The sequence below is a fragment of the Moorena sp. SIO4E2 genome, from assembly GCF_010671945.1.
In the GTDB taxonomy this organism is placed as follows: domain Bacteria; phylum Cyanobacteriota; class Cyanobacteriia; order Cyanobacteriales; family Coleofasciculaceae; genus Moorena; species Moorena producens.
The window spans coordinates 1-10,884 of record NZ_JAAHIE010000233.1 but is presented as its reverse complement, the minus strand read 5'-3'; the positions used below and the strand labels follow the sequence as shown (position 1 = coordinate 10,884).

The following is a 10,884-nucleotide window of genomic DNA, read 5'->3' as shown; positions in this document are numbered from 1 at the left end:
CAGTCCTCCCAAAGCTGGCATCAGGGACAGCATAGTTTGTTACCTTGGTGGGAGTATTTTCTGGGAGTGTCGGTGCTATCGGCGTACCGGGATTTTGAGCAACGGGTTGGGTTAGTAACCTCAACCAAAGGCGCTAAAACAGCGATGGTGCTAGATGCCATTAACAATATAGTTGGAGATTTTTCGATCAAGCATTTAAAGGAACAATGTCCTACTGTAGGAATTGACTTAATTCGCCGTATCTTGCGCCAGGAAAGGAACGCTGGGCGGCTCGAATGCCTTGGGCGAGGGCCAGATGCCCGTTGGCGGAAGAAATAGGTACTGTACCTATTAAATAGGTACTGACAAGCTATTTAGTACCTATTAAATAGGTACTGACAAGCTATTTAGTACCTATTTAAGGGGAATTTCCGTTGGAGAAGCTGTGTGCTCAGGCTTGTGTTCGCACCTTCAAAGCCCCGTGGCAACCACAACCGTTGCTCATCTGAACAAAATACCAGCTTTTTTTACCGGCGTTGCTGAATTATGGTATGATTTCACTAACTGGCGATGTTCCAAAAGAACCGCAACGCTTTTTGAAAAATCCATCACATCAATCACAGTTCACTTCTAAAGGCCGGTTTCCGCCTATTGAGAAAACCCCGTTTGGGGAGTTGGGAGTTGGTTGGGAAGGAGTTCCAGTGGAATTATGAGCGTTCGCGTAGCGTGCGCCGGTGCCCAATCGCTTAGAAGATTAGATTCACTCAACCTCCCGCCATCGGGAGGTTGTAGCCATAGTCTCACACTCGTGGGATCAAGGGTTGCTTTCATGTCCGAGTTTGTCGCCTTCTCACTTCATCTGATTTCTGGAGCAAGCGATTGCCAATCATCTTGTTCGATGCGAGCCACTAACTCAAACCACCCTTTCCCATCCGGTCGAAATACTACTGCTTCTCCCTGAGCGACTTTTAAACCTGTTAGAGCCTTAATGTTTGTACTGTGGGCAGATAAAACCGTATTCGTCCCTACCCTGGGGACTGTCTGTAGCATCTCATGAAGATTTTTCCAAAGCCCTACTGGATCATAACTGGGTGTGTCTGGAATAGCGTTTAGGCTTTTGATAACTTCGATCTCCGCCACATCCTCATTGAAAGCATACCAAAGTGTTTCGATGCAGCGACAAGCCGGACTTGCTAAGACTCTACCTACAGGGATGTTGAGCTGTTCAAAATGCTCTCCAACATTCTGCATATCGACCAAACCATCCGCACTTAAGGGTCGTCCAGGATCTAAACACTCTTGAAACTGGTCAGGCAATTGGTCAATCGCATCTGGTCGCACATGTCTGACCGCATTTCCGTGTCTAAAATAAATCACATGACCCCCTTTTTGCAAAGCACTCAATAGTTCTGCGGCAGTAGAGTCACCCTCAATCGTAAGTGCTTTTGCTTCTGGGGACGAGCTTTGCAATCCCACAAGAGCAAGGCTTAAGGCGACAACAGCAGAACTAATGAAACTAAACCCTTTGATGCTATTCCTTTTTTTCATGATTAATTAATTAGTACAGGTTAGTACAGGGCAAAGGCATCTAAATTTTATTGACATCCGTCATTGGTAATTAGTCAGTTGTTGTTTTGATTTCATGGTGTTGCTGATTATGGCTATGATTCTGCTCCCCTAGCCCCTTAATTTTGATACCGCTGGCGAAACATTTATTAACAAGCTGAAAGCCCTAACCAACCGGGGCTTTACCAAAATCAAATGACCGCGCATTCACACTTCAATTCAGCAACACCTGCCACAGATTGTGATTGAGCTAGCGCAACTTTTTACACCTAGACCTGGGTGCGCTATTGCTGCACCCAGGACAGGATGTTGGGTTTAGTTATTTTGGATAAGATTCAGCACGTTTTTGGTAATCTTCATCTGTGAGAGTTTTGTAAGGCATGTCATCAAATTTCTCACTTTTACTGACTCGATAGTAGGCGCTCACAAAGGTCAATACAAAGATGATCCAGATACCAACACCCCAAATTACATACTTATGTAGTTCCTGGATCGATACTGTTTTTTTGGTGAGCTTAACTGTTGTTGTTGTTGATTGTTGCATAGTACCTATTTGGTCAGATCTGTAATCTTGTCACATATGTGCGGTGTGTAAGCATTCAGTTATCAGCTATCAGCGATCAGGGATCAGCTATCAGCGATCAGCTTTCAGGGATCAGCTTTCAGTATTCAGGGATCAGCTATCAGCGATCAGCTTTCAGCCAAAGGCCTGTAGCCAGGCTACTTGAGGTGCTTTTGAATAAAATAAGCTCACGGCTGACGGCTGTTCGCGCAGCGTGAGCTTTTAGCTGACGGCTGACGGCTGACGGCTGACGGCTGACGGCTGACGGCTGACGGCTGACGGCTGACGGCTGACCACTGACCGCTGACCCCTAAGGGCTGAATCCTTCATTGTTAGATATGTCAGTGCTATTTAGGCATGAGCGGTAAATAGGGAAAAATTGGATGCCAGTTCATAATTGTGGCAGCGGCGATGAACGTAAATAGCCAAAAAATCAGGGTCTTTGCCTGGACTTGGCGATTCTGCCAAAGTTGAGCCAAGATGAACCAACTGAGAAGCCATCCTACTAGCATTACCGTTTCTTTGCCAGAGTAGCTGCCGATCTCGCCATAAACTGGATCTGGATTCCGACTGCCTGGAATCCAACCCCCGAGATCCCAAACAATTTTGTTCCAAACTTTGTAAATGGATGTTAGGTGTTGGTTAACCATCAACAGGAAACAACTAAATGCAGCGCTAATCAATGCTGCTGCTGGTCCAGACAGGGTTGGGGGAGATTTAGAGCCAGAGGCTAAACCCTTTGGAAATTGTTTAAGCTGTGTCCAAAATTGGCTGTATAGAGGTTGACTAGAAAGGTCTTGAGAGGAGTGTTGAGACATTTTTGTTGAGCAATATTCTACAGAGAAAGAATTTTAAAAACAAAAAACAGCTATAGACCATGGGTTTTAGCGACATTGAGTCCGCTAATAAAACCACCCAGGGCGAAAAACATCATCGCCATCAAGGCAATACTGGTAGCTGCTAGTACAGGACGGTTTTTCTTCTCTAAAATTGAGTCGCCATATTTCCAGAGAACCCAGGTGCAGGCAACTCCCAGGGGCAGAGTAAACAGGACTGTAAATTCGTGATACTCCATGAATAGGTAATGAACCAGCGGAGTATTTTCTCTGATCCAGGCGCGCGCACCCCCCAGAGGAGCACGGTAGCGCATATAGGCCCAATTACCAGAAACGATTGCCAAAAAAGCTAAGCAAGATGACCAAAAGGTCAATGTGCGGACATGGGGCAAGATCTTAGCAGACCCTCTTAACAAAGGAAAAGCCAGATGTCCGGCATAGGCAATAACCAGCACCGCTAACATCGCAGCAGACCCATGGATAGCTCCCATTGTCCGTTGCCAGGGGCTAGGGCTTAACAAACTAACAACAGGTAAAAACAGGAATAGACCAGCAGATAGAATGCCAATGCCGTAGACACACACAGTTGCAATGTCAATCGATGTCGGAAAAGTTGAGGTATTTGATTCAATGGATGGTTGCACCATGATTAAGCAAGCAATCTAGAGCTTGATCAGTAGCAGGGTAAGCGTAAGAATGAATACTGACAGGTATTATCCTTAACAATATTGATAATAAAGTGCAATAGTCCTGAAAAGTGCTAAAAATAAAAGCTTAATATTTTCATAATCTTTGCCCTAGATCACATTTGGGCTCAATTTTTATTGCCCTTAGCCTGGTTATCAGTAGGCGACCTTTATAACAGCAATTTACGTTTTTTTGCTATTTATTAGTTTTATTAAGTAATGCTTTAACATATATTAGTAACTTGCAGACATCAAGATGTATTAATTTTTTATAATTACCCCTCTTCCCCCGTTTAGAACTCTTAACCCTTTTACTGGGTTTACACGCTTATCCTCTGTTCGTCTCTCCCTATTGCCTATATTTTTATGATAACAATTATGATAACAATTATGATATACCCATAGGGTAAATGCATCTAATTTTAGAATTAATATATATATAGTGTTTTTTTTATTAAAACAACACTATATGTAGAAAATGCCTGGTCAATAAGCACAAGAGCATGATCAGCTTATTCAAACACCTGAATATCCGGGGCATACATGTAGGGTAAGCGCAAGAAAAATTGAGCCAAATAGCGTTTGTATTTGAGTTGTGAACATAGATTGATGGTAAAAGGGAGAAGAGAGCAGGGAGCAGGGAGCAGCAGGAAAGAGTTTGGAGGATTTTTTGATGTTATGAAAAATCAGCAAGATTGTTTATGACCTATTTATAAATGCTATATAGGGCAAGGATTAAGACCATATTAAGCCTTGAGTATCATACATAATTATTGCAATTTATTTTCAATATTTTTTATAAAAATTATGGCTTATTGATTCTTGCCCTATATAGCGTTTATAGCGTTTTCAAATCAAATGTGAAACTAGGATTGATGGTATAGCGCAGCGCTATACCTTGTTCAGAGCTTGGTCAAAGGTCATCAACAGGGATTCCAGGGAAAAAGTAGACTTGGCATGGATATAACCCTGCTCGGCTAGCCTATCTGCAGCGATTGGATCACTTAGCAAATTACCAATGACCTTAGCCAGTGCTACTGAATCTCCTGGCGATACCAAGTGACCAGTCACGCCATCCTGAATCAATTCCACTGCACCACCAGCCGCAGCAGCAACTACGGGTCGTTTTGCCAACTGACCCTCCACAATCACCCGACCAAAGGGTTCCGGTTCAGTAGAGGTATGGACTACAATGTTGCAAGCAGACATCAATGCTGGCACGTCATTGCGAAATCCCAGCATGTGAACACGACCAGCAAGTTCTGGTGCCGCAGCCATGGCTTCGAGCCGTGAGGCGTATTCTGCTTCACCAAATAGGGCTTCACCAACCAACAGGGCGTGTACATTGGGGAGTTCCTGTAAGGCTTCTAGTAAAATATGCTGACCTTTCCAGTAAGATAGCCGACTGAATACACCAACAAGTGGAGCATCACCAATGCCGAGCTGGTCACGGATTTGAGCTGATTGATCCGATGCCAGATTATCGAAGGGGTCTGAACCAATACCGCCGTAAACCAGTGTTACTAGGTCTTTACGTCCCCCAGCAGCGATAAAGGCTTGACCAGTAGCACGAGAATTGACCAATACTTGAGATGCTAGACGATTAGCTAGGAAAACGGCTATGGCACGATTGAGGGAGCTAAAGTGTGGTGCGGTCACAATATCTCGCAGGTGCCAAACCACGGGAGGACCGCCCATCAATGTTGCGATCGCAGCAGCAATGAAAGCTTTTTGGGAGTTGGCGTGTACTAGCTCAAACTCACGTCCAACTGCTGCTATTCGACAAGCCATCCACCACAGGGGAGGTAATGCCTTGAGAGCGGCGCTGAGTCCCCCTGAACTCCTTACGGATAAGATGGCTTGGGGTGCAGGTATGACCTTGACCTTCACCTGTGCAGCTTCGAGCCGTTCCCGGAACGGGCCATCGGCAAACAGTAGTACTTCGCTGGTGTCCCGGTAGGCAGTGGCCAGATCCAGCAGGCTCAACTCAGCTCCGCCCAAAACGGCGGCATGATCGACAAAAAGGACTCGACGGCGCTTCATAAAAGTGGGTAGTCCAAAAAAGAGTGTTTCAAACGTGCAAAAGCTGACAAGCTAATCTCATAACTGATCTCAGCTATAGCGTTTTCTAATTTAATGAGGTACATTCCCTTTTTTTTACTTGCTTGCTTATCGCAGCTCCCTGCTCCCTAAAACCAATAATGAAAGTACCTCACCTGATTAAAAATTGCTATATTAATCCATGGCAGCTTGATAAACAGATTTAATTCGTTGAGCAATCACCGGCCAAGTATAGTGCTCATGAACATAAGCTTCACAAGCCTCAGAGCTAGGTAGTTGACGCTGACCAGAAAATACCTCGATCATGCCCTGAGCAAGTTGATCAACAGAAGTCCCTTCAAACAATAAGTCTTCCGAAAAAGGCTGTAAAATCTCTGGAATACTATCTACAGGTGTTCCAAGAACTGGCGTTCCATTCACCAATGACTCAATAACAATCAGACCAAAGCCTTCCCATGCCACGGTTGGCACAACTGAGAAAGTTGCAGCACGGTAAGCTAGGGCTAAATCTTGGTCCGACACAAAACCTAACAAGCGGACATGCTCAGTGAGTCCTAATGCTTCAATCTGTGCTTGCAAGGTTGGCATCAGTGTGCCTTTACCCGCTATCAGTAACAGCACGTCTGGATAGCGCTTACGCACCTGATCCACTGCTGCAATTAAATTTTCTAAGCCCATGCGTTTAGCTAACCGTCGCACAGCTAAGATAATTGGTCGATCTTGAGGCCAGCCTAGTTTTGACCGTGCTTCCTGGGGTGTAATGGTGGTGTCGAAACGCTCGGTATCAACCCCCGGAGGAATGATGTGAATGCGCTCTAGTGGGATATGATACTCTCGGTGCAAGGTGTTGCGGAAAGCCTCAGAAAGTACGATAAACTGGGCTATCCGTTTGTACGTCACCCGCTCTAGCATCCATTTTAACCGAGTCGCAACGGTATTGCTGCCTTCTACATGCCCTTCTAAGGCCCAAGGCCCTTGGAAGTGCATCACCATTGGGCGACTGTCTAATTGATCGAGGATTGGAAAGGTATATAAAGCGAAGTGGGACACTACTAGGGGGTAGTCTTCCTCCTTCAGCACTCGATGCATTGCCTGTCGGATACTGCTCCAGCGTTGCCAGAGAGGAGATTGATGGCTAGCAAAGGCTTGGACTTGACCACCGGAGTTTTCAGATACAGCGGTTGAGCCTGCCACTAAGCCATGCATCTCCACACCAGCTTGGGGTAAGTAACGAGTGCAATCGTAATAAACCCGGTTGAGTCCTCCTGCTTGTTCAGGGAACCAACCCATACCGATTTGAAGTGTTTTCACAGTACTAGAGCCTCGATAGTGTTTGTTAAAGCAAAGGGAGTAGGGAGTAGGGAGTAGGGAGTAGGGAGTAGGGAGTAGAGTGTGGGGAGAGGGGGGAGGGAAGAAGTAGTTTTCGAGCAGACTTGATATTAGGGGTCTATCTTTATGCGGTACATTAAAGCTTTAGCGTAAAAATCCTCTTCGGCAAATAGCAAGTATTCTCCATTTTTTATTCGCACTACTCTTAAGGCCATCGGGACATCCAGCCAACCTGTGGTTGATTTTACTTCTGGGCCGGGATTTATTTTGCCAATCTCTTGACCTGTGCGAAAATCATAAACTCGCACTTTAGGGTATCGATTCGGATCTTTTTCAAAACTATTATCGACATAGCCGACAAATAAATAGTCTCCATAAACAGCCATACTTTTCGGTAAATCTGGTCTGACTCCTTTGGAGTTTTGATTGTAAGCAATGACTATTTCACCGGCTTTTTGTGGCGCTTTACTCCAATTGATATATTTGACAGCTCTGTTACCAATCAATCCCCAATCACCCCTGGTATTAAACGTCGGAGAATATCCAGCAATATACATGGTATCGGTTTTTGGATGATACTCAAGTCGTTGAATAATTTTAAATTCCTTTGGCATTTCAAAGGATTTTTGGTGGTTAATATCGTAAATCGGGCTGCCGTAAGAATCAAACCGTTTAAGGGATAGTTTTTTAATCCCGTTTCTTGATGTACCTATCCAGATATTACCGTCATCATCAGGCCAAAATGCCCAACCCCGATAATTTTGTCCTTGATTATATTGACCTTGTTCAGCCTGTTCCTCTTGTCCATTACCGTTTTTATCTTGCCAATAGCGATAATCCAATTGACTTCCCCAAAATGAGGCAGTGGGAATAGCGACTTCCCCATCAGTTGCCGGATTAAACCGATAAACATGGATACCAGCTGACTCGGTATACATACTATTGGTAAACATCAGCTTCCGACCCTTAACCCGGCGAATCATCGCACCAGCATTATGCTTGATAGTCTTCTTAATTCGATTATCATTAGGATACTTAAAGGGATTAACGGTATGGGCGACATGAGTCCATTCTTGACCTGATGATTTACTGTAATCTAGTTTAAACTGTTGATTTTTCGTATGAACAACAGTTTCAGCCGCTGGATCAATATCAGGAATGTCAATAAATAAGAGACCTTGCAATTTCCAATTGAGAGTCCCATCCAGTTTGTAGCTATCCACGGTTAATCCACCTGCTTGCCAAGCGTAAATCCGACTGGGATCACTGGCGACATAAATATTATTATCCTGATCGACTCCAATCCCGGTAATGGAATTAAAATGTAAGGGTCTGATTTTTCCAATTTCCCGAGGACTTCCAGCATAAATTCCCCCTTTAACACCAAAGGTTCCATCAGGAGTTGGATTGCCACTGCTGTCTAGATTTTTAAATATTTTAATCTGATTATCAGGTCCACCATCTCCTACTAAGAGGCGATTTTGATTATCCACAACAATAGCTGTAGGGATGCTAACCGAATCAAGTTTGCCTTGAACTTTGCCCGTTTCTGTATTTAACTTAAGGATCTTATTGGTCTTGTTCTGAATAACCCACAAGGATCCAGTTTTATCTAAGGCTAACTTACCCGGTTGATTTACTGACCATTCTTTAACCGGTTTCATGGTCTGGGCATCATAAACTTTGATTTTATTGTTAGGCGTATCACTAACATATAAGCGACTATTATCTGCTGCGATTCCCCGAATCAAACCTTGATTGGTATTGATAATCAACATACTCTTATCATAGCCATTACCCCCCTTAAACTTTGCTCCTTTATAATTACTTCTGTTATAGCGACGAACACAATACCATTTATCATCAGAATTAGGATACCCTACCCCATAGCGACCCTTTTGTGTCATCGCCATGTAAATATAGTTATCATTAACTGCGATCGCAGTTCCCCCGGATCGTCCCCAACCATGGGTAGCATCCAGTTGACCAAGAACATCACCATTTTTATAAACCCCCCCTTCTCTACCAGCTTCATCCCAGGGAGCATTACCATAAACCGTACCATCGGGACTTACAGCCATCGCTAACATCGATAGCTGGACATGTTTATCCTTGCCCGGAAGATCACCTCCGGGACCATAGGTATTACCGATCCAAGAGGTAGTGTAAGTCAAGCGTTGGCTTGGGTTGGATTCAGCAGTTATAGTGTCATTGTTGCTAATCACAGAATGGACAATAATTACCAAAACAGCGATCAGAGGAACAATCGCAGCATATTGCCATTCCGGGATACGTATTGACATAGTTTTTTCCCTGAACTCGAAACTATTTAAAAGACTGGAGCCTGCAACCTGGGGTAGCTAGCCGTCAAGCTTCCTTAGGAACGTTTTAGAAGCTGATGGTAGACAGTAATAATCTTCTCCACCATAGTGGTGACGGTTAGTTCCTCAATGTTTTGCTGTGCTGCACGTCTTAATCTATCCTGTTCAGACGGACTAGCCAGAAGCATCTCGATCTGATCTGCCAGTGCGATCGCATTTTTAGGAGGAACTAGCACTCCTGCCTTTCCGTAATCTAGTACTTCAGGAATACCATCCACCCTAGTAGCAACAATCGGGCAACCCACCTGTCGTGCTTCCATCAAAACCAGACCGAAAGACTCACGGTGTGAAGCCAGGACAAAAACATCCGCTGCCATCATGTAAGCTTGAGGATTTTTTTGAAAACCCTCGAAGTGGATACGATCAGCAACTGACGATGCCGCAGCTTGAGTTTCAAACATTTGACGGTCGGGACCATCTCCGACTAAATACAAATGTGCCTTAGGAGAACTCTTAGCAACCGGCTCAAAAGCGCTAATTAACTCAGTAATTCCTTTACGTCGGTTCATGCCAGCTACTGTCACAATAGCCGGATGTTCCAAAGCTTTAGCAGTGCAGGTATCTAAAGCAGGTAATCGGGGACTGCCTAGAGTGCAATTCTTGATCACAGGCATTTTCCCCATGGGAATACCCCGCTTAGACATCGAGATTGCTACTGCATCACTCACGGAAATCACCCGTTCAGCCAATCCCATCACTACTGAGCTACGTTGGTGAACATTGTGAATATGGGATACTAGCTTATACTTTGCTGAACCCCGTAGGAACCGAGCTAGGACTACTCCCGTCATCATGTGTCCATGGACAATATCTGGCTGAAATTCTGCGATTATCCCTCGATAACGCCCAGCAGCCTTGAGCAGATGCAACGGTTTTCGGGTCTGATCGAGTTCAAAGTGAGTGACGCCATAACGGCTTAGCAATGTTTCATATCCGCCGCCAGCAGAGGCAATAGCAACCTCATGACCCGCTTTGGCTTGCTCACAGGCAACGTCAATCGCTACATTGACAATACCATTACCAGTTTGTTTAATATGGTTTAAGATATGGAGTATACGCATCAAACCTCTCCCAAAAAGCAAAGCACCGCCATATTTGACCTATGAGTTAGTTTATAAGTTAGTTAGGAATTGGTAGTTGAAACATCCGGCGTAAGCATTCAGCCGTCAGCCGTCAGCCGTCAGCCGTCAGCCGTGAGCTAAAAGCTCACGCTACTTGAGGTGCTTTGTGGCACAGGCCACAAGGGATTTGACTTTCGTGACTATTAAACCAATGCTTACCTGTTTGATTCAAAAGCTGATAGCATCTCAAGTAACGTGCCCATTCCCGTAGGGTGGCCATAGGCCAAGGCCTTTGACTGATAGCTGATAGCTGATAGCTGATAGCTGATAGCTGATAGCTGATAGCTGATAGCTGATAGCTGATAGCTGATAGCTGATAGCTGATAGCTGATAGCTGATAGCTGATAGCTGATAGCTGATAGC

At 44.7% G+C, this 10,884-nt stretch carries 9 protein-coding genes and 1 pseudogene; 1 reads left to right on the top strand and 9 read right to left on the bottom strand.

The genetic code is table 11. The features are described 5' to 3' along the window. Positions 1–318, top strand: a pseudogene (locus tag F6K37_RS21735) (Fic family protein); the annotation flags it as partial. A gap of 516 nt (positions 319–834) precedes the next feature. On the opposite strand, the gene F6K37_RS21730 reads toward F6K37_RS21735, so the two are convergent. The 9 genes from F6K37_RS21730 to F6K37_RS21690 form a co-directional block, all read right to left on the bottom strand. Continuing rightward, on the bottom strand, positions 835–1,527 hold the full coding sequence (locus F6K37_RS21730) for a histidine phosphatase family protein (protein ID WP_287252091.1): 693 nt from the start codon (positions 1,525–1,527) through the stop codon (positions 835–837). Positions 1,528–1,864: 337 nt separating this feature from the next. Next, on the bottom strand, positions 1,865–2,089 hold the full coding sequence (locus F6K37_RS21725; protein WP_287252089.1) for a hypothetical protein: 225 nt from the start codon (positions 2,087–2,089) through the stop codon (positions 1,865–1,867). 365 nt (positions 2,090–2,454) lie between these two features. Then, positions 2,455–2,925 (bottom strand): hypothetical protein, encoded by a 471-nt coding sequence (locus tag F6K37_RS21720; RefSeq protein ID WP_287252088.1) that lies wholly within the window; start codon positions 2,923–2,925, stop codon positions 2,455–2,457. A gap of 50 nt (positions 2,926–2,975) precedes the next feature. Further along, the gene (locus F6K37_RS21715) at positions 2,976–3,590 is read right to left on the bottom strand and encodes a hypothetical protein (RefSeq protein WP_287252086.1); all 615 of its coding nucleotides are present in this window, start codon (positions 3,588–3,590) and stop codon (positions 2,976–2,978) included. A 930-nt stretch (positions 3,591–4,520) separates the two neighbouring features. After that, positions 4,521–5,672: a glycosyltransferase family 4 protein gene (locus F6K37_RS21710; protein WP_287252084.1), complete on the bottom strand. Its 1,152-nt coding sequence runs from the start codon at positions 5,670–5,672 to the stop codon at positions 4,521–4,523. Positions 5,673–5,864: 192 nt separating this feature from the next. Beyond that, the gene (locus F6K37_RS21705) at positions 5,865–7,001 is read right to left on the bottom strand and encodes a glycosyltransferase family 4 protein (protein WP_287252082.1); all 1,137 of its coding nucleotides are present in this window, start codon (positions 6,999–7,001) and stop codon (positions 5,865–5,867) included. A gap of 128 nt (positions 7,002–7,129) precedes the next feature. Beyond that, entirely contained in the window at positions 7,130–9,322 is a 2,193-nt protein-coding gene (locus F6K37_RS21700; RefSeq protein ID WP_008181792.1) for an NHL repeat-containing protein, read from the bottom strand. A 74-nt stretch (positions 9,323–9,396) separates the two neighbouring features. Further along, positions 9,397–10,461, bottom strand: a complete 1,065-nt coding sequence (locus tag F6K37_RS21695) for a glycosyltransferase (RefSeq protein ID WP_008181793.1) — start codon at positions 10,459–10,461, stop codon at positions 9,397–9,399. 145 nt (positions 10,462–10,606) lie between these two features. Then, the coding region (locus F6K37_RS21690; RefSeq protein WP_287252081.1) for a hypothetical protein at positions 10,607–10,884 on the bottom strand (278 nt) is incomplete at its 5' end.